The following is a 20,270-nucleotide window of genomic DNA, read 5'->3' as shown; positions in this document are numbered from 1 at the left end:
AGGGAAAATGCAGAGCGGGATCGGTCCTGATTGACCTATGAAGACCGGTCCCGGGAAGGGTCCCGACTGGGTTGGGGCCGCCAACCCGCGTATGATTGATGCTTTGTGCCACAGCTTTTGAGGAACTGCCTAACGTGACTATGCCAACGCTCCCAGCACCTGCCCGCGCCGGCAGGCGGCCTTCCGGACCCGTTGCAAAGTCGAAATTCCGCCCTGAGATCCAAGGTCTGAGGTCGCTCGCCGTCCTGATGGTGGTCAGTTACCACATCTGGATCGGCCGGGTTTCCGGAGGCGTGGATGTCTTCCTCCTGATCTCTGCCTTCCTTATGACGCTGCAGTTCACCGGCCGTTTTAAACAGGGCCGCCCCATGGATCTTGTGCGGCACTGGCTGCACCTGTTCCGGCGGCTGCTTCCCGCCGTCGTGGTGGTACTCCTTGCTACGCTGGCGGCGACGTTCGCCTTGCTTCCGCCCACACGCTGGGTGGAGGTGGTCCACCAGGCGTGGGCATCGCTGTTCTACTTCGAGAACTGGCTCCTTCAGGGCCTGGCCGTCAACTACTACGCAACCGACCACAGCCTGGCCAGCCCGCTGCAGCACTTCTGGTCCCTTTCCATCCAGGGCCAGGTGTTCATTCTGTGGCCTGTCATTTTTGCCACCGTCGCAGTTCTTTGCCGCCGGTTCAGCCTCAGGTACAGGGCCACCCTCGCCTACGTTTTTGCGGTCATCTTTGCTCTTTCCTTGACGTACTCCGTCATCTTCACGGCCACCAACCAGGCAGTGGCGTACTTCGATACCTTTGCGCGCCTCTGGGAGTTCGCCCTGGGCACGTTGCTGGCGCTGGTTCTCCCGGGTTTGAACTTCGCCAAGCCAGTGCGCGTGGTCATGGGATGGGTTGGCGTCGCGGCCATGCTCAGCTGCGGTGTCCTGCTTCAGGTGCAGACGGCATTTCCCGGGTTCGTTGCGCTGTGGCCTACGCTGGCCGCGGTTGCCGTGATTGCTGCGGGCCAGAGCGGGAGCCGTTTGGGCGTGGACAGGATCCTCAGTTCAAAGTTCCTGGTCCGGCTCGGTGACAATTCCTACGCCCTGTACCTGTGGCACTGGCCCATCCTGGTGATCGCCTTGGCCTGGAGTGGCAAGGACCATGCCGGCTGGCTCTCGGGAACAGTGATCATTGCTTTGTCCCTGGTCCTGGCGTTCCTGACCACCAAGTACGTGGAGAAGCCGTTCCGGGAATGGAAATGGCCTGAGGTCAAGCGCCGCCGTTCGGTCATCGCGATTGCAGCGTGCCTGGCCGTGGCGTGCGCACCACTGCTGGGGTTCCAATACAAGCAGGACCTGGACCTCAAAGCCGCCCAGGCGCAGGCATTCAATGACAACCCCGGCGCCCACGCGCTGGTTCCCGGTTACGTGGACCTGGTCAGCGATGGCGCCAAGACACTGCCCACCGCTGAGCAGCTTCCGGAAGACTGGGCAACGTTGTCCGGCCCGTGCGAGGGCGATGCCAAGCCCGGGGACAAGCAATTGCAGGACAAGTGCCAGCAGAACGATGTGGGGGAGGACGCTGACCGGGAGATCCTGGTGTTGGGCGACTCCCATTCCCAGCAGTGGCTTGCTGCCCTTGCTCCGCTGGCGGAGGCGGAGCACTGGAAAGTGACTGCGCTGTTGCTGGGCGGATGCCACTTCATGCCGGAGAACCCGGACGCCGACGCCGGTTGCAATGACTTCAATGCTGCCGCTTTCCGGTACGCGGCGGAAAAGTCTCCGGACACAGTTTTCATGGTGGGAACCATGGCGTCCCCGTCCTCGCCGGATGAGCAGTTGATCTACGGCTTTGACCAGACCGTGACCAACTTCAACGATTTGGGCATTGAGGTGGTGGCCATCCGCGACAACCCCCGTTACGACTACAACGTCACCGAGTGTGCCTTGTCCAAGGGCGTGGACAGTGCCGACTGCAAGTCCGACCAGCCAGAGGTCCTTGCCGCTGAAAGCCCCTTCGCGGCAGTGCAGGGAACATTCGGCAACGCGGCCTTCCTGGACATGACCGACCTCCTCTGCGACGGCATCACTTGCCCCAGCGTGGTGGGAAACGTGTTCGTGTATCTGGACGACAACCACCTGTCCAGGACATACGTCACCAGCATGGCTGAAATGTTTGAGGAAAGGTGGTTTGCCGCTACGGGGTGGCAGCGATGATGGACACGCCTACAGCGGCGGCACCCGCCGGGAAGAAACGCACGACGCCGAAACCCGGCTTCCGTCCGGAAGTCCAGGGCCTGCGCGCCCTGGCTGTGGTGATGGTTGCGGCGTACCACATCTGGCTTGGCCGCGTCTCGGGTGGAGTGGACGTATTCCTGCTCATCTCGGCCTTCCTGCTCACCCTGTCCTTTACGCGCAAACTCGAGAACGGGAAGCCATTGAGGCTCCTGCAGCATTGGCTGCACGTCTTCAAGCGGCTGCTGCCCGCCGTCGTCGTGGTTTTGTTGGGAGTCCTGACCGCCACCTGGGCCTTCATTCCGCAAAGCCGCTGGCCCGATGTCCTTGCCGAGGCGTGGGCTTCGCTGCTGTACCGGCAGAACTGGCAACTGGCTGACACAGCCGTTGACTACTACGCACAGGACCATTCAGGGGCGAGCCCGCTCCAGCACTTCTGGTCCCTGTCCGTCCAAGGACAGGTCTTTGTCCTGTGGCCGCTGGTCTTCGCCGGTGTTGCGTTGCTGCAGCCGCAGCTGGCCAGGCTATTCCCCGCCCGGAAGGCCGTCTCCCATCGGACCATCCTCTTTTGGGTGTTCGGGCTCATCTTCGCTGCGTCCCTGATGTTCTCCATCGAGGAAACCACCAACAACCAGGCGGTAGCGTACTTTGATACCCGTGCCCGCCTGTGGGAATTCGCCCTTGGTTCCATGCTTGCCCTTGCTCTTCCCTACCTCAAGCCCGGACGACGACTCCGCGTTTTCCTTGGCTGGGCAGGAATCACAGCGATGCTGGCCTGCGGGCTGGTCCTTACCGTTGACCGTTCATTCCCTGGTTTCATTGCGCTTTGGCCTACCCTGGCCGCAGCAGCGGTGATCATTGCCGGACAGAGCGGGAGCCGTTTCGGCGTGGACCGGATCCTCAGCTCACGTCCGCTGGTTGTGGTGGGGGACAACTCCTATGCCCTTTACCTGTGGCACTGGCCGGTCCTGGTGTTCTTCCTGCTGGTTTCCGGCACCACATCGCCGAACCTCCTTCAGGGGTTGGGGATCATGGCCGCGTCCATGGTGCTCGCCCTCGCGACCACCAAGTACGTCGAAGTTCCCCTGCGCCGCTGGGAGTGGCCTGACGTCCGGTCCTGGCGTGCCGCCGTCGTCATTGCCGCCTGCGGTGCGTTGCTGGCGCTGCCCGTCACCGCCTGGCAGGGGGCCATCGCCTCCGAAAGTGCCGCGATCGCCGGCCAGCCCAAGGAACTGACCCCAGGCGCGGCCGCGCTGTCTCCGGAGTTCGTCGGCGAACCCACCCAGGAGGCGATGATCATCCCGGCGCCGGCTGCGATGAAGGACGAATGGGCTGATATTGACGGGCTGTGCACGGGGGACAACGTGCCCTCGGATCCCTTGCTGGAGGGATGCCTGCAAAACGACGAACCCGAGGAAGTTACCAAGGAGATCGTGGTGCTTGGCGACTCGCACGCCCAGCAGTACATGGCTGCGCTGGGGCCGATCGCCAAACAGCACGGGTGGGAAGTAGTGACGCTGTTGAAGGGCAGTTGCCGCTTTGGCGCGGAATCTCCCGAACGGACCGCCGAATGCAACGAGTTCAACAAGGCGAGTGCTGCCTACGTCATGGAACACCGGCCCGATGCTGTGTTCACTGTGGCCTCGCTGACCCATGCCACGGCACCTTTCGAGACTGAAGTCCCTGGCTACCTCGAAGGGATCCAACCCTTCACCGATGCCGGAATTGACGTTGTGGGCGTCCGCGACAACCCCCGGTTCAGCATCAACATGCCAGAGTGCGTGCAGAAGAAGGGCCCGGATTCCCCTGACTGCAATGCCCCGCTTGAGGAGTCCCTGGCCGCGTCCTCGCCCCTGGACGACTACGTGGGCAAAGTGGACCGGCTCTACCTGATGGATATGAGCGACTTCATCTGCGAGCAAGGCACCTGCCCGGCAGTGGTGGGCAATGTCTACGTCTACAAAGATGACAACCATCTGACCAAAACCTACGTGCAAAGCATGATCCCCATGTTCGAGCAGCGGCTCCTGGCTGCCACGGGGTGGTCCGGCAGCTAAGTCCAGTGCCGTTGCTCACACTGGGCCTTCGCGGAATATGGCGATCGGCGCGAAGGTTCTAGTATTTATCCAATACCTTCTGCACACGCAATTTCCGCACAGGTACCTTATGCACAGGCCAGTCCCGTAATGACGGGCTGGTCATCAGTTGCAACCCCTACCAGTTAAGCCCCCGGAACCCAGGTAAGAGGCGCACACTCATGACCCAGCCCGAACACGATCCCTTTGGCTTTGTTGGCCTGACGTACGACGACGTCCTGTTGCTCCCGGGCCACACCGACGTCATCCCGTCCGACGCCGACACCTCCTCCCGGATCTCCAAGCGAATTTCCGTCCAGACGCCGCTGTTGTCCGCAGCGATGGACACGGTGACCGAGTCCCGCATGGCCATCGCCATGGCCCGCCAGGGCGGTTTGGGCGTGGTTCACCGCAACCTGTCCATCGATGACCAGGCCGAGCACGTGGACCGCGTCAAGCGCAGCGAATCGGGGATGATCACCAACCCGCTGACCATCGGCCCGCAGGCCACGTTGCAGGAATTGGATGAACTCTGCTCCCGCTACCGTGTTTCGGGCCTCCCCGTGGTGGACACCGACGGGCGCCTGCTGGGCATCGTGACCAACCGCGACACCCGCTTCATTCCGGAATCGGAATTCCCGCTCCGCAGCGTCAGCGACGCCATGACCAAGATGCCCCTCATCACCGGGCACGTGGGCATCAGCCGCGAGGAAGCCTCGCACAAGCTCGCCACCAACAAGATCGAAAAGCTCCCCCTGGTTGACGAGCAGGGCCGCCTGAAGGGCCTCATCACCACCAAGGACTTCACCAAGGCAGAGCAGTATCCGCTGGCCACCAAGGACGACGAAGGCCGCCTCCGCGTGGGCGCAGCAATCGGCTTCTTCGGCGACGGCTGGGAGCGCGCCATGAAGCTGATCGACGCCGGCGTGGATGCGCTGTTCGTTGACACGGCCAACGGCCACTCGCAAGGCGTGCTGGATATGATCCGCCGGCTGAAGTCCGATCCGATTGCTGCCCACGTGGACATCATCGGCGGACAGGCCGCCACCCGTGAGGGTGCCCAGGCACTTATCGACGCCGGTGCCGACGGCATCAAGGTGGGCGTGGGCCCGGGCTCCATCTGCACCACCCGTGTGGTGGCCGGAGTCGGTGTCCCGCAGATAACCGCGATCTACGAGTCCGCCAAGGCTGCGATCCCTGCCGGCGTTCCGCTGATCGCCGACGGCGGCCTCCAGTACTCGGGCGACATCGGCAAGGCGCTGGTTGCCGGCGCCGATACCGTCATGCTCGGATCCCTCCTGGCCGGCTGTGAAGAGTCCCCGGGCGAACTCATCTTCGTCAACGGCAAGCAGTTCAAGAGCTACCGCGGCATGGGCTCCCTGGGCGCCATGCAGTCCCGCGGCAAGAACACGTCCTACTCCAAGGACCGCTACTTCCAGGCCGACGTCTCCGGTGACGACAAGCTCATCCCGGAGGGCATCGAAGGCCGTGTGGCTTTCCGGGGCCCGTTGGCTTCGGTGGCTTACCAGCTGGTGGGCGGACTCCGCCAGACCATGTTCTACACCGGTGCCCCCACCATTCCCGAGCTCAAGGCCCGCGGCAAGTTCGTCCGCATCACCCCGGCCGGCCTGAAGGAATCGCACCCGCACGACATCCAAATGACGGTGGAAGCCCCCAACTACGGCTCCCGCTAAACAGATACTGTTCCCCGCGGAATTTCCGCGGGGAACAGTTGTTTAACCTAGAAGCATCAATGTCGGCGCACGGGAATAGGCTGGGCACATGTCAGAGAAGCCCGCGCAACCGCGGCACCCGGAGTCACTTCGGGTGACCCCTGTCCAACCCGGCAAACCGCCGCCGCGCAAGCTGGCCTTGCGGCCGTACGCACGCGCCGTCGGGCAGGTCCTGAAGGTCAGCTTCAAAGCCTCACCGGTGGCGGTCATCATGAAAGTCCTCGGTTCGGTCATTTCGGCCACCCTGCCGCTGGTGACCACCTACTTCGCCGCGTTGACCACTACCGCCCTGGCGGCCGGTTACGCAGGGGATCCCGACGCCGGTCCGCAGGCCATCCTGTACGTCATCATCACCGCTGCGCTGGGGTTGTTCTGGGGTGCCTTCAGCAGCGTGGACCGCTATATCCAGCAGCTCATGAGCTTCAAAGTCGGCGCGATCGTGGGCGACATGATGTACCAGCGATTCCTGGCCCTTGAATTCTGGCGCTATGACGACAAAGAGACGGTGGACCTCTACGACCGTGCCAAGCGGTTCTCCGACTCCTATGCCCGCGTCCTGGACCGGATAGCGGCCATCTTCACCCAGCTCGTCTCGGTGATCCTCGCCATCGGTGCGTTGTTGTTGGTGAGCTGGTGGATCGCCGTGATCGTCCTGGTCGCGATCGTTCCCAGCGTCTACCTCCAGTTCAAGCTCTCCCGTGAACAGATCGCCCACTGGAACACCCAGGTTGATTCCCGGCGCCAACGGCGGATGATCGAGCAGAACCTCCTGCGGCCCCAGCACATCGCCGAGATGCGGCTGTACGGCATCGTTGGATATCTGATGGACCTTCGCTCCCGGTTGAGGGACGCCGATGAGCGCAGGCGCCTGGACTTCCAAAAACGGTACATTCCCAAACAGCTCGCGGCCGATGCCCTCCAATATGGTGCCGAGGTGGTGTCGCTGATCTGGGTGGTCGGGCAGATTATCGCCAGGGCCCAGCCCGTTGGCCAGTTCCTTTATGTCCAACAGATCGTCAGCCGCGCACTGTCCACGGCCAACAACCTGGTGTCCTCGCTCAGCTCCATTGACGAAGATCTGGCCAACCTCAAGGACTACGAGTTGTTCATGGCCTTGCCGGTACCCAGCGGGCACGAACCACCGCTTGCATCCTCGCCCTCCATGGTGGAAATGCGGGACATCCGGTTCAGTTACACGGGCAGCGAGATCGAGGTCATCAAGGGCATTTCGATGACCATCAGGGCGGGCCAGCACATCGCAATCGTGGGGGAGAACGGCGCCGGCAAGTCCACGCTGATCCGGATCCTGGCCGGTTTGTACAAGCCTGATTCCGGTCAGGTCCTGTTGGACGGCAAGGACCTGGCCGGGGTTGATGTGACCAGTTGGCACCGGCACCTGGCGGTCCTGAGCCAGGAATTCCTGAAGTACGAATTCGCCACCGCGGCCGAAAACATCTACCTCGGGGACGTGGACCTGCCCCGCGATGACCTTCGTATCCGCAGGGCAGCTTCAGACGCCGAGGCCATGGAATTCATCAACAAACTGCCCAATGGACTGGAGAACCACGTCAGCAACTGGATGGAGGATCCGCGCGGGCGCAAGGGAAGCGGGCTCTCAGGCGGACAATGGCAGCGGCTGGCGATGGCCCGCAACTTCTATCGTGACGCCTCGTTCATGGTGATGGATGAGCCCACCTCTGCCATTGATGCCCTGGCCGAACACCGGATCTTCACAAGGCTTTTTGCTGACCGCAGCAGCACCATCATCGCCATCAGCCACCGCCTCGCCACCATTGAAAAGGCGGACATCGTCTACATGCTCGAAGACGGACGCATCGCCGAGCAGGGCACCCACAAGGAACTGGTTGCGCTTCGTGGCCGGTATTTCCGGATGTTCGAGTCCCAGCTATCAGTGGACGAGACCAGCCGGACGGCTCCTGAGACCTAGAGAGGTCCGTATCCTGCATCGCCGTAAGGATCACGCCACGTAGCGAGGTCCTGTTCCAGCAGCGCCCGGAAATGGGGATCGGCTGCAGCTTTGCGGCGAAGCGACTCCCTCGAACGGCCCGCGATGGTGGCCGGGACGATGATTGCCGCCACAAGGAGGCACACCATGAACGTAATAACCGCGGCCAGGGTCAGCAACGCGGCAGGATCCTGCCATGTGGACGGTTTGGCCGTGAAGGCGAACAGTCCGATGAAAACGACCAGGACGAACCCTGCGAATGACAACGCGCCACGCAAGTTCCCGGGCCCACGATTGACGATCAACCGGCCAGTTCGCGGCAACCGGTCGCGCACCCGTGCGTAGAAGACGGAGCAGAGTACGGTGATTGCCGCTCCGGGGAGGCCGAAGGAAGGAACTGGCACCAGCGTGCCCAACCGGATGGCGAGGATGACGCCCAGGAGGATGAGGACTGCCCCCATGCCAATGCCGGCGGCCCAAGCGCCCATGTAGGAACCTCTCGCATCAGCGATCTCCCGAAGCCGGGAGCGGGCACCGGCAGGGGTTATTGCCGCGAGTTCGGTCGATAGCCAATAGTCCAGGGGCCGGGCGGCGTGGGGGAGAGGGGCTGGGCCTGTCTGGTAGCTCACGCGGGATACTGCTCCAGGGCTGCCCGGAGTTTTCCGGTCGGCAATCCCGGTGGCTCAATGCCGGCTCGGTAGAATCCAGGCGTCATGGGTCCCCCTTCAATGATGTGCTTGGCACACTTTATGAAGTTTTTACTTTATTTGCCGAATCGGGGTTCCGGGAGGGGTCCAGTAAAGTAAGAGCCGTGACTTATGAGATAGAGATTGGCCGAGGCAAGCGTGGGCGTCGTGCCTACTCCCTGGATGACATCGCAATCGTCCCGAACCGCCGTACGCGTGACCCGAAGGACGTCTCTGTCTCCTGGCAGATCGACGCCTACAAGTTTGACACCCCCGTGATCGCTGCTCCCATGGACTCCGTGATGTCCCCGGACACAGCCATCGCTTTCGGCCGCCTCGGCGGCCTTGGCGTCCTGGATTTGGAAGGCCTGTGGACCCGCTACGAGGACCCGCAGAAGGTGCTCGACGAGATCGCCGGCCTTGCCGACGAAACCAGCAGCCCCGCCGTTACCCGCCGCATGCAGGACCTTTACAAGGCACCCGTCCAGCCGGAACTCATCAGTTCCCGCCTGGCCGAAATCCGTGCCGCCGGCGTCACTGTAGCCGGCTCCCTGACCCCGCAGCGCACCCAGGAACACTACAAGACCGTGGTGGCTGCCGGCGTCGACATCTTCGTTATCCGTGGAACCACGGTTTCAGCTGAGCATGTCTCGAAGAATCACGAACCCCTGAACCTCAAGCAGTTCATCTACGAACTCGACGTCCCCGTGATCGTTGGCGGTGCGGCCGGCTACACCCCGGCGCTGCACCTCATGCGCACCGGTGCGGCCGGAGTCCTGGTGGGCTTCGGCGGCGGCGCTACCACCACTACCCGCCGGGCCCTGGGCATCCATTCGCCCATGGCATCTGCCATCTCCGACGTCGCTGCGGCCCGCCGCGACTACATGGACGAGTCCGGCGGCCGTTACGTCCACGTCATTGCCGACGGCGGCATGGGAAGCTCCGGTGACATCGTCAAGGCCATCGCCATGGGGGCCGACGCCGTCATGCTCGGCAGTGCCCTTGCACGTGCGGAAGAAGCACCCGGCCGCGGCTGGCACTGGGGTCCGGAAGCCCACCACCTCGAATCTCCCCGCGGCGACCGCGTCAACGTCGGAACCGTCGGTCCGTTGGAAGAGGTCCTGTTCGGCCCCGGACACCACACCGATGGCACGTCCAACCTGATCGGTGCGCTGCGGCGTTCCATGGCAACCACCGGCTACTCGGACCTCAAGGAGTTCCAGAGGGTCGACGTCGTTGTCTCGCCTTACGCGGGCAACTGATAACCAAGCGCTGAAAGCCCCTGTTGACTGCCGATTCCGGTCGGAGCCAACAGGGGCTTTCTTGGTTGTCCGGGATTCTGCCTTCCTGGCCGGCATTGCCCTGCCCAAGGCGGCGGGCAGCAAGTAGGGTAGGGGATTACCAGCTGTTGCGTTTGAGGAGGGGTCCGATGAGCAATGCCGCAGGCGGTCCACAGGCGGGTTCTCCGGGAGCGCTGAGCCCGGAATCCCGTGCCGCATCGATCGAAGTCCTGAAATCCACTGCCGAGGCCGGCAAGGAGCTGGACATCCTCATCGTTGGTGGGGGCGTGGTGGGAGCCGGAGCTGCCCTGGATGCCGTCACACGTGGGCTTACCGTGGGTATCGTGGAGGCCAGGGACTGGGCGTCAGGTACTTCCTCCCGGTCTTCCAAGCTCATCCACGGAGGCCTCCGATACCTTGAAATGCTTGATTTCGGCCTGGTCCAGGAAGCCCTCCAGGAAAGGGGACTGCTGATTCAGCAGATCGCACCCCACCTGGTGCGCCCAGTGCCCTTCCTATACCCGCTGACGAGAAGGTTCTGGGAGCGTCCCTACGTCGGTGCGGGCATCATGCTTTACGACACCCTGGGGCTGACCTCCGGGCACAGCCGCGGCGTTCCCATGCACAAGCACCTCTTCAAGCGCGGAACCCTGCGCGCTGCCCCCAGTTTGAAGGACGACGCGTTCGTGGGTTCCATCCGCTACTACGACGCACAGGTGGACGATGCCCGCCTGGTAGTGAACGTGGTCCGGACCGCGGCCCACTACGGAGCCCATGCCGCCAACCGGCTGCGCGTGGTGGACTTCCTTCGCGAGGGCGAACGCGTAGTGGGAGCCAGGCTCGAGAACCAGGAAGACGGCAGCGTTTTTGACGTCAGGGCAAAGCAAGTGGTCAACGCCACCGGAGTCTGGACCGATGAAACACAGGCCATGGTCACCGACCGGGGCCAACTCAAAGTCCGCGCCTCCAAGGGCATCCACCTGGTGGTGCCCCGCGACCGTTTCCAGTCCACGGTTGGCTTGATCCTGCGCACGGAGAAATCCGTTCTCTTCGTTATCCCATGGGGCCGCCACTGGATCATTGGCACCACGGATACGGACTGGAAACTGGACAAGGCCCATCCGGCGGCCTCCAGCAAGGACATCGACTACGTCCTGGAGCATGTCAACAAAGTCCTCAAGCGCCCGTTGACCCGTGAAGACGTTGAAGGGGTCTACGCCGGCCTGCGGCCATTGCTTGCCGGGGAGAACGACTCCACTGCCAAACTCTCGCGTGAGCACGTGGTTGCCCATCCCGTGCCCGGGCTCGTGGTGGTGGCCGGCGGCAAGTACACCACCTACCGCATCATGGCCAAAGACGCAGTGGACGAGGCAACAAGGGCCATGGACGAGCGGGTTCCCCCGAGCTGCACGGACACCATCCCCTTGCTGGGAGCGGAAGGCTTCAAAGCCGCCTGGAACCGGCGGGGGCGTTCGGCCGAGGAAGCCGGCGTCCACGTTGCCCGGGTTGAACACCTGCTGAACCGGTACGGATCCATGACGCCGGAGGTACTTGAACTGATCTCCGCACGCCCTGAACTGGGAGAGCCCCTGCCCGGTGCCGATGACTACCTCGCCGCCGAGGTCGTCTACGCAACAACGCACGAGGGCGCCCGTCATGTCCACGACGTTTTGACGCGACGAACACGGATCTCGATCGAATCGTGGGACCGGGGTGTGGCAGCGGTCCCTGTAGTAGCTAAGCTGATGGGAGAAATCCTTGGCTGGAGCGAGAATCAGCGCGAAAGCGAAATCAAGCACTACCTGGCACGCGTGGACGCTGAACGGCTCAGCCAGCAGCAACCCGACGACGAATCGGCCGATGCCGCGCGCATGGGAGTGGATGACATCGTGCCCCTTCGCTGACCAGCTCAGGAAAATGGGGCCGGAAGGCCACACTGGAGGGAACACGACTTGGCAGAACCACTTGACCGGTATGACGCGGAACTGACCACCCCGGACACCGTCATCCTTGAACTCGTCGCAGAGGACAAGATCGACGCCGCTGCCCAGCTGGCCCATAAGCTCCACGCTGCCGGCAGGATCACCAACCTCGAAGGCTTCCTGGAACAGGTGCACTCACGCGAGCACCAACTGGCCACAGGACTTCCCGGCGGAATCGGGCTTCCGCATGCCCGAAGCGAATTCGTGGACAGGATCTCCATCGCAGTGGGTGTGACCAAGTTCGGCCACGCCCTGGACTTCGGGGCAACTGACGGTCCGGCGACGTTGATCCTCCTTATCGCCACCCCTGCCAGCTCGTTCTCCGACCACCTGGAAGTTCTGGCCACGCTGGCGCGATCCTTGTCCAAGGAATCCTTCCGCGAGTCACTCCGGCGCGCCCATGATCCCGAGGTCATCTCCGAGCTCATCAACTCCAGCCTGGTGTTCTTCGACCACTAGAGATTGGGGCAGGCCCTTTCGTGTCGACTCCGTTGCCACGCAGGGACCCGCCTGCCCCACTCTAGGGCAGGCCCTTTCGTGTCGACTCCGTTGCCACGCAGGGACCCGGCTGCCCCACTCTAGGTCAGGCCCTTTCGTGTCGACTCCGTCGCCACGCAGGGACCCGGCTGCCCCACTCTAGGTCAGGCCCTTTCGTGTCGACTCCGTCGCCACGCAGGGACCCGGCTGCCCCACTCTAGGGCAGGCCCTTTCGTGTCGACTCCGTCGCCACGCAGGGACCCGCCTGCCCCACTCTAGGGCAGGCCCTTTCGTGTCGACTCCGTCGCCACGCAGGGACCCGGCTGCCCCACTCTAGGGCAGGCTGACCTACCTCGTTTCGTTGTTCTACAGCCGGACGAAGTACGGTTAAGGGGTGTTGAAAACCGCGTTGAAACCCCGCTGGATCGCAGGACTGGTCTTTGCGCTTCTGCTGTCCGGGGTGTTTGTGCTGCTCAGCCAGTGGCAGCTCAGCCGGTCCGCCCAGCACGAGCCCCCGGCGCCGTCCAGTGTTGAAGAAGTCAAACCGCTGGTGGACGTCCTTAAACCCGGGCAGTTCTTTCCCGGTTCCGTTTCGGACCAGATGGTCACGGCTACGGGAACCTACGATCCCGCCAAACAGGTTCTTGTGGAAGGTCGCCTTTACAACAACCAAAAGGGCTTCTGGATCGTCTCGGCCTTCGCCGTCAACAACGCTCCGGCCCTGAGCGGTGTTGCGGCCTCACCCCAAACGTGGATTCCTGTGGCCCGAGGCTGGGTAGCCGACGCCGCCCAAGCCGGCCCGCCGCCGTCGGGCATCATCACGGTGACCGGCCGCCTTATTCCCTCTGAAGCTCCAGTTCCAAACGTCGACGCCGGTCCAGGCCGTGCGTCAGCAGTCTCTTCCGCCGAGCTCATCAACATCTGGGAAGTGTCCAGCTACCCGGGGTTCGTCGCAGCGACGTCGGAAGTGTCGGGCGGAGTCACCCTGCCGCTCGGCGACGACGTAAAGGCCCTCAACATCCCGCCTCAGCCGCCTGCAGAGAAGGTCAACTGGTTGAACCTTTTCTACGCCGTGGAATGGGTTGTCTTCGCCGGGTTCTCCCTCTTCATCTGGTGGCGCCTGGTCAAGGACGACTACCGTCGCGACCTCGAAGAGGACGAGGACTTCGAAGACTACGAGGATGAAGAAAGCGGAGAAGGCGACGGGCACGAAGACGGCGAACGCGTCTCCTATCCCTCGGAGCGTCCCGGGGCCACCACAGAACCTACAAGCCCAGAGCCAGAACAAAAGGTGCAGCAATGATTGAGCCAAAACCGGCCATCCAGCCCGAACAATCCGGACCCAAGCCCAAGAAGCGGCGGTTTGGCGGAACGGAAGCCCAGATCCGTTCGGCGCTGAAGTTCTACAAAGTCATGGCCTACCTCACCGGTGCCATGCTGCTGCTGCTGTGCGCCGAACTCATCGCCCGTTACGGGTTTGGAGTTTCGCTGTTCGCAGGCGGCACCAACGCCGTGACGGGTCAGCCCTTTGGTTTTGGCTTCGCCGAATCCGAGCCCAAGGGAGTGATTGGCGGATTCAACATCTCCACCTCGGTGTTGATCGTGCACGGTTGGATGTACGTGGTCTACCTGGTCTCCAACTTCCGCTTGTGGTCGCTCATGCGCTGGCCGTTCTCCAAGATGGTCCTGCTGGCCTTGGGCGGTGTGATTCCGTTGCTGTCCTTCATTGTGGAGAAGAAGTTCCACGCCCAGGTGGAAGCTGAACTGGCCGCCAACCCCCAGGCATCCAAGCGGTACTAGGACACCGCCGGCCCAACGTGCAGCAATGCATGTGAGATGCCTTACGGCAAGGGGCGTTTTGGCCCCCTGCAGGCTTCGCGGACGTGCACCGGGACGGCCCGGCAAAGTAGTCTTGTCTGGTGACTACTCCCACCGCACCCCAAACTTCCCAGAAGCCGGTGCTGGTTGTTGACTACGGTGCCCAGTACGCGCAGCTGATTGCCCGCCGCGTCCGCGAAGCGAATGTGTATTCGGAAATTGTTCCGCATACCTTCACCACCGAGCAGCTTCTGGCCAAGAACCCGGCAGCCATCATCCTTTCCGGAGGGCCCTCAAGCGTCTACGCAGAGGGTGCCCCGTTCGTGGGTGCTGACCTCTTCGAGGCCGGCGTTCCCGTGTTTGGCATCTGCTACGGATTCCAGGCTATGGCCAATGCCCTGGGTGGCAAGGTAGCCCAGACCGGTTTGCGGGAGTACGGTGCCACCGAAGCCCTGCTGGTAGGTGACGCACGCTCCATCCTCGATGGCGTCCCGGCGTCCCAGAACACCTGGATGAGCCACGGCGACTCTGTTCACGAGGCCCCCGAGGGCTTCGAGGTCCTGGCTACCACGGCCGGAGCTCCGGTAGCTGCCTTCGCCAATGACGAGAAGCGCCTTTACGGTGTGCAGTGGCACCCGGAAGTGAAGCACTCTGTCCTTGGCCAGCATGTTCTGGAGAACTTCCTGTTCAAGGGGGCCGGCCTGAGCCCCAACTGGACCACCGGCAACATCCTCGAAGAGCAGGTGGAACGGATCCGCGAGCAGATCGGGGACTCCAAAGTTATCTGTGGCCTCTCCGGTGGCGTCGACTCCGCTGTAGCTGCGGCTTTGGTCCAGCGCGCCGTTGGCGACCAGCTGACCTGTGTCTTCGTTGACCACGGCCTCCTGCGTGAAGGCGAAGCCGAGCAAGTCGAGCGCGACTTCGTGGCTGCCACGGGCGTCAACCTCTACGTCGCCAATGAGCAGGAGCGCTTCCAGTCGGCTTTGGCCGGCGTCAGCGACCCCGAAACTAAGCGCAAGATCATTGGCCGGGAATTCATTCGTGCTTTTGAAGAAGCCGAGCGGGCCATCATCGCCCAGGCTGCTGCCGAAGGCGAGAAGATCAAGTTCCTGGTTCAGGGAACCCTGTACCCGGACGTCGTCGAATCAGGCGGCGGCGAAGGTGCTGCGAACATCAAGAGCCACCACAACGTGGGTGGGCTTCCTGAGGATTTGCAGTTCGAGCTCGTCGAGCCGCTGCGGGCCTTGTTCAAGGATGAAGTGCGCGCTGTTGGTGCCCAACTTGGCCTGCCGCAGGAAATCGTCGGACGCCAGCCGTTCCCGGGCCCGGGCCTCGGAATCCGTATCGTGGGCGAAGTAACCAAGGAACGCCTGGACCTGCTGCGCAAGGCCGATGCCATTGCCCGCGCCGAACTCACGGCCGCAGGGTTGGATAACGACGTCTGGCAGATGCCGGTTGTCCTCCTGGCCGATGTCCGCAGTGTTGGTGTCCAGGGTGACGGCCGTACGTATGGCCACCCGATCGTGCTGCGTCCGGTGTCCTCCGAGGACGCCATGACGGCGGACTGGTCGCGGTTGCCTTATGACCTCCTCGCCCGGATCTCCAACCGCATCACCAACGAAGTTGATGGAGTGAACCGCGTGGTGCTGGACGTCACCAGCAAGCCACCGGGAACCATCGAGTGGGAATAGCATTCTAAAGTGGCCGGCTTCCTTTGGGAGGCCGGCCATTTTGCTTGGACCCCCGTAGTGCCGTGGTCCTCGGAATTTGGCAGGCACCTGTGAAATGACGGCGAATTTCGCGTCGGAACAGCGTTGCGGTCCGGACTGCCAAGGTATTCCCGCTACCCTCGAAGGTATGCCGGTATGGTCCAAGGCGTCTAAAGCTAGTACAGAAAAGAAGGCAGAAGTTGTGTCATTAGGTCAAGGCCAGGAAGAGGGCTCCGAAGAGCTCCGTAAATGGCTGTCTGGTCTTAAGCCCGTCACCGGGGCGGACACGATGCTGCGTTTCGTCAAGACGCCGGAGGGCGCCATCGATCTCAGCAACGCACACCCCTCGGGGTTGGCGCAGTTGCTGGCAGGTCGAAGGACGCGCCTGTCCACCTTGATCCGGGACAGGCAGCAGTACTTGGTGGCAGCCCGCGCCGCCCGAAATATCAGGTCCAAGATCTTCGAGCTGAGCAACGATCGCGGTATTGAGGCCGGATATTTGTCGGCAGGGACCGTAGTGTGGACCTCTGCTGTTGGTGGAAAGCCCCAACGCGTTTCCGCACCCGTCATGCTCGCTTCGATCATCCTGACCATCAGGCCGGGCGAAGACGACTTCGAGCTTCAGCTCACCGAGCAGGCACGGATGAATCCTGCCTTGGTCCGCCACCTGAAATCGGTCCATGGCATCGTCTTCGACGTCAACGCAGTGGCGCGCATGGCCTATAACACCGCGCGTTTCGATCCCCAGCCGGTGCTGGACCGGCTGGCAACACTCGTCCAGCCGATTCACGGTGCCGAGGTGGAGTTCAACTTGCTGGTCACCACCCTGGCTGACCTGTCGGGCAACCTCGATGATCCGTGGATCAACATGAACAATCCCACCGTTGCGGCGCTTGCTGTTGCAGCCAACGGTGGTGACATTGAGCCTGAGCCGATCAAAGCCGGCCGGTTCCCCAGCCTCGATCTTCGTGATCCGGCGGATGAACTCCTGCTGTTGGACGCCGACACGGACCAGCAGTACGTTGTGGATGCCGTCCGCGCCGGGGATTCCCTGGTTGTCAGCACCCCGCCGGGCAGCGGGCAGACCCAAACCGCCATCAATGCGATCGGTGCGCTGGTCAGCGAAGGCAAATCCGTGCTGGTGGTAGGTGACAGGCAGTCCAGCCTGGCAGGACTCTCCGCGCATCTGGAATCGCTCGGCCTTGACTCCATGCTGTTCCGCCCCGGCAACGGGACCACTCCGCAGCAGCTCAAGGGCCAATTGGTCCGGGCCATCATGCGCAACGAAAAAGCGCTTGAACCCCAGCTGGGCAATCTGCACCAGACGTTGACCGGGCACCGCCACGCCTTGATGGACCATGTGGCCTCGCTGCACAACGTCCGTGAACGGTGGGGGTGCTCTCCCTACCAGGCCATGCAATCACTGGCAGAGCTGACATCCATCCACCCCGCGCCTTCCACCACTGTCCGCCTCAAGCGCAGCGTCCTGGACAACATCAAGGACCGGGAGGAACTGGCAGGCCGCCTGCGCCGGGCAGCGGAGCTCGGCAGCTTCAGCCGGGCGTCCACTTCCAGCCCTTGGTACGGCGCACGCCTCGTCACGCGCAAGGAGACCGAAGAAGCCCAACAACTCGCGCGCCTGGCAGAGGAGAAGCTTCCTGTCCTGCGGGACAGGATGAAGCAGGTTTCCGACCACGCTGAAATCCGGCTGGGAGATACTTTCACCGAATGGGGTGCACAGCTCGAACTGCTCATCGCCGTCCGGGAAAGCCTGGATAAGTTCACCCCTGATATCTTCGACCGGCCGGTACACGACCTTATTTCCGCGACCGCCAGCTCCGCCTGGCGCCGGGAGCGGAACCTGGAGATGCCCTCCATGCAGCGGTCCCGCCTGCGCCGGGTAGCGAAGGAATACGTGCGGCCCGGCGTGCACATCGCCGATCTGCACAGTTCCCTTGTCCTGGTTCAGGAGCAGAGGGCCCTGTGGGCAGGCTACGCCACCACGCAGCGCCACCCCGCAGTGCCTTCCGGGCTCGCTGATCTTGGTGTCCTTTACAGGGAACTTGACGATGTCTTGCACCGCCTCGGTGCCTCGCTCAAGCACACCAGCGCCGGTGGCTCCCTGCACGGCACCCCGTATCTGGAACTGATGGAGCGGTTGGAACGGCTTGTTGCAGACACGGCAACACTGGAGACCCTTCCCGAGCGGACCCTCCTCATCGAGGAAATGCGCGAGCACGGACTCGGTGAATTGTTGTCCGACCTGGCTGCCCGCGAAGTTCCTGCCACTTCCGTGGCCGCCGAACTGGACCTGGCCTGGTGGCAGTCCGCTTTGGAAGCCATGATCAGCGGGGACGACTACCTTGCGATGTCCGACGGCGATTCCCTGCGTCGCCTTGAAGCCGAATACCGGCTTGCAGACCAGGCGCACATCGCCAGCGGTGCCGCCCGCCTCCGGTGGCAGTTGGCGCAGAAATGGCGCCAGGGGCTCCAAGAGCACCCAAGGCAGGCGGAATTGCTGCGTGCCCTGCTGAAGGACGGCCGGGTCACGTTGCCTGCGCTCAGTGCCCAGGCGCCGGACCTGGTGCCGCTGCTTGTGCCTGTGTGGTCGGTCAGCCCCTATCTCCTGACCGGTGTTCTTCCGGCCGAGCAAAAGTTTGACGCCGTGGTGGTGATTGACGCCGAATCCACCTCGCTGCAGGCTGTCCTCCCGGCCATTGCCAGGGCCAAGCAAGTGGTGGCCTTCGGTGATGCGAAGATTGCCCATGCACGGACCTTCAGCGTTGCCGTGGAGCCGCCGGTTGCCGGCGTTGCAAGCCACGAGAACGTCGACAGCGCCTTCAAAGCACTGGCAAGGGTCCTGCCAACCTGGCAGCTGAACTGGGTGTACCGCGCAGTGGACGAGGACCTGATCCTTCAGCTGAGCAAAAACTATTACGACGGTGGCCTGCGCCGCCTGCCCGACGGGAACTCCGTCACAGGGCTGGACCGCTCCATCCTGGTTGAGTACATTCCCGATGGCACTGGCCTTCCCGGGGCTGACCACGAGGGCGTCGAATCCGTGACAGCAGAGGTCAACCGCGTGGTGGACCTTGTGTTCGAACACGCCAGGCTGCGGCCCCGCACGTCGTTGGCGGTTGTGACGGCCAGCCTGCGCCATGCTGCCCGCATCGGCGAGGCGATCAGGCTGCAACTGCCCAACCATCCGTTGCTGTCCACCTTCTTTGGCGCCGGCCCTGAGTCTTTCCGTGTGGTGGACCTGGAGCGTGCCCAAGGCCTGGTGAGGGACCACGTGATCTTCTCCCTCGGATACGGGCGCACCCCGCACGGCCGGGCACTGCACTCTTTCGGGCCGCTGTCCGCTGAGGGTGGCCGTAACCGGTTCGCCTTGGCCATGACCCGCGCACGGCGTTCGATGCATGTCCTGAGCTGCTTCCGTCCCGAGGACCTTGACCTTGACCGGCTGGCTCACGGCGCCGTGGACTTCTACGAGCTGCTGGACAGGGAGCTTTCGGGAAACAGCAATCTTGGTACCCCCGCTTCCCGTGCGGTTGCCAGTGAGCAGGCTCTTGGCGAGGATCCTTTGGTGGCTGACCTTGGAGAACGACTGAGGGCCCGCGGTGCCCGTGTTTGGCATCTCTATGATGGCGTGCTGGACATTGCTGCTGCCGCTGATCCCGTTCATACGATTGGCCGGGAGGGCGCGGAAATCCCGACACCTGTTGCCATAGAATCCGATGGAACCGAGCGCTATCGCCGGATGAGTGTCCGCGAACGCAGCCGGCTTCGTCCGCAACTGCTGGAGCGCATGGGGTGGCGGTACATGTCCCTGTGGACCATTGAGGTCTTCACGGATCCTTCATCCTGCGCGGATCGCATCGGTTCCTACCTTGGGCTGGAGAACCACATTCCGCGGTCGACGTCGCCGGAGCATGGCTTCCTGGACATGGACGTTGAACAATTGAGTGCGGACAAAGGGCAGCCCACATTTGCTCCGAGTCCGGCGCGGGAGGACCAGGGTCAGCCTGGCGAAGCTGCCGGAAACGAAGACAGCTACGCAGACAACGGGAAAGAAGCAGTACTGATGGAACAAGCAACCGGTCCCGAAGACGAGGTTGGGGTCGAATCTACAGAACCAGTCGCCGATGCCGATGATGAGGCCTCGGAGGCTAGGAGCGCGGCAGCCAAGCCCGGCTTGAGTGGCATTCTTCCCACCAAAGCCGCGGAAGATGATCCCCGCCGATGGGGAGACGAGTCCGGCTACGACCATGAGCAGTGGTTGAAGGAACAAAAGCCTCCGCACTGGGGCTGATCTTCCACCACCATGC

General features: G+C 63.0%; 12 protein-coding genes. 11 read left to right on the top strand and 1 reads right to left on the bottom strand.

Annotation, left to right across the window (positions count from 1 at the left end):
• Window positions 1-140 precede the first annotated feature (140 nt).
• The 4 genes from LDN85_RS15100 to LDN85_RS15085 all read left to right on the top strand — a co-directional run bounded on the left by LDN85_RS15100 (window position 141) and on the right by LDN85_RS15085 (window position 7,972).
• Complete coding sequence (locus tag LDN85_RS15100) at window positions 141-2,198, top strand: acyltransferase family protein (RefSeq protein WP_223945473.1); 2,058 nt, start codon at window positions 141-143, stop codon at window positions 2,196-2,198.
• The gene (locus LDN85_RS15095) at window positions 2,195-4,273 is read left to right on the top strand and encodes an acyltransferase family protein (protein ID WP_223943442.1); all 2,079 of its coding nucleotides are present in this window, start codon (window positions 2,195-2,197) and stop codon (window positions 4,271-4,273) included. The genes LDN85_RS15100 and LDN85_RS15095 overlap by 4 nt, the downstream gene beginning before the upstream one ends.
• A 200-nt stretch (window positions 4,274-4,473) precedes the next feature.
• On the top strand, window positions 4,474-5,985 hold the full coding sequence (gene guaB, locus LDN85_RS15090; RefSeq protein WP_026539869.1) for an IMP dehydrogenase: 1,512 nt from the start codon (window positions 4,474-4,476) through the stop codon (window positions 5,983-5,985).
• Between the two features lie 88 nt (window positions 5,986-6,073).
• Window positions 6,074-7,972: an ABC transporter ATP-binding protein gene (locus LDN85_RS15085; RefSeq protein ID WP_223943441.1), complete on the top strand. Its 1,899-nt coding sequence runs from the start codon at window positions 6,074-6,076 to the stop codon at window positions 7,970-7,972.
• Here the strand turns inward: LDN85_RS15085 and LDN85_RS15080 are convergent.
• Window positions 7,969-8,619 (bottom strand): hypothetical protein, encoded by a 651-nt coding sequence (locus LDN85_RS15080; RefSeq protein WP_223943440.1) that lies wholly within the window; start codon window positions 8,617-8,619, stop codon window positions 7,969-7,971. The genes LDN85_RS15085 and LDN85_RS15080 overlap by 4 nt on opposite strands.
• Before the next feature lie 182 nt (window positions 8,620-8,801).
• Here LDN85_RS15080 and LDN85_RS15075 point away from each other — a divergent pair, with 182 nt between their 5' ends.
• From LDN85_RS15075 to LDN85_RS15045, 7 genes are all read left to right on the top strand, one after another.
• The gene (locus tag LDN85_RS15075; RefSeq protein ID WP_026539871.1) at window positions 8,802-9,938 is read left to right on the top strand and encodes a GuaB3 family IMP dehydrogenase-related protein; all 1,137 of its coding nucleotides are present in this window, start codon (window positions 8,802-8,804) and stop codon (window positions 9,936-9,938) included.
• Between the two features lie 167 nt (window positions 9,939-10,105).
• Window positions 10,106-11,860: a glycerol-3-phosphate dehydrogenase/oxidase gene (locus LDN85_RS15070; RefSeq protein WP_091549996.1), complete on the top strand. Its 1,755-nt coding sequence runs from the start codon at window positions 10,106-10,108 to the stop codon at window positions 11,858-11,860.
• A gap of 48 nt (window positions 11,861-11,908) precedes the next feature.
• A complete protein-coding gene (locus tag LDN85_RS15065) occupies window positions 11,909-12,397 on the top strand; it encodes a PTS sugar transporter subunit IIA (RefSeq protein ID WP_026539873.1) in 489 nt (162 codons plus the stop codon).
• A 412-nt stretch (window positions 12,398-12,809) separates the two neighbouring features.
• Window positions 12,810-13,718: an SURF1 family protein gene (locus LDN85_RS15060; protein WP_026539874.1), complete on the top strand. Its 909-nt coding sequence runs from the start codon at window positions 12,810-12,812 to the stop codon at window positions 13,716-13,718.
• The gene (locus LDN85_RS15055; RefSeq protein ID WP_017200326.1) at window positions 13,715-14,215 is read left to right on the top strand and encodes a DUF3817 domain-containing protein; all 501 of its coding nucleotides are present in this window, start codon (window positions 13,715-13,717) and stop codon (window positions 14,213-14,215) included. The genes LDN85_RS15060 and LDN85_RS15055 overlap by 4 nt, the downstream gene beginning before the upstream one ends.
• Window positions 14,216-14,334: 119 nt before the next feature.
• Window positions 14,335-15,924, top strand: coding sequence for a glutamine-hydrolyzing GMP synthase (gene guaA / locus LDN85_RS15050; protein ID WP_223943439.1), 1,590 nt, complete (start codon window positions 14,335-14,337; stop codon window positions 15,922-15,924).
• A 166-nt stretch (window positions 15,925-16,090) separates the two neighbouring features.
• Window positions 16,091-20,254, top strand: a complete 4,164-nt coding sequence (locus tag LDN85_RS15045; protein WP_223943438.1) for an AAA family ATPase — start codon at window positions 16,091-16,093, stop codon at window positions 20,252-20,254.
• Window positions 20,255-20,270: the final 16 nt, after the last annotated feature.

This window comes from Arthrobacter sp. StoSoilB20 (assembly GCF_019977295.1).
Classification (GTDB): Bacteria; Actinomycetota; Actinomycetes; order Actinomycetales; family Micrococcaceae; genus Arthrobacter; species Arthrobacter nicotinovorans_A.
This window is presented reverse-complemented; position numbering and strand designations above follow the sequence as displayed.